The 244-nt window shown below is 41.0% G+C and carries 1 protein-coding gene; it reads right to left on the reverse strand.

The genetic code is table 11. From position 1 onward, the window contains the following. Window positions 1-244: tRNA nucleotidyltransferase/poly(A) polymerase-related protein (locus tag R0K30_RS23125; protein ID WP_486304041.1), on the reverse strand; the 244-nt coding region annotated here is incomplete at both ends.

A 244-nucleotide genomic window follows, 5' to 3' on the forward strand; every position in this document is an offset into this window, starting at 1 on the left:
CTTCAAGTCCGCCTGGTTTTTTATCTAAAATACGGTCTAGCTCAGGAAATAACGATTTAAATAAACCGTCCTGACGCAGCATTATAAAGTTTTGCTGTGCTTTGCCGTTTAAAAATAGCTTGAGTATTTCTTCAAATAAACGCGCTGGCGGAATATTATCAAGCAAGCTCGCTAATTCGGTAATCGGTTTTTCGCTTGCTGGTGCTATTTGCATATCTAACTTAGTGGCAAAGCGCACTGCGCG

Origin of the sequence: Bacillus sp. SIMBA_154 (assembly GCF_046536015.1) — a bacterium.
In the GTDB taxonomy this organism is placed as follows: Bacteria; Bacillota; Bacilli; order Bacillales; family Bacillaceae; genus Bacillus; species Bacillus pumilus_P.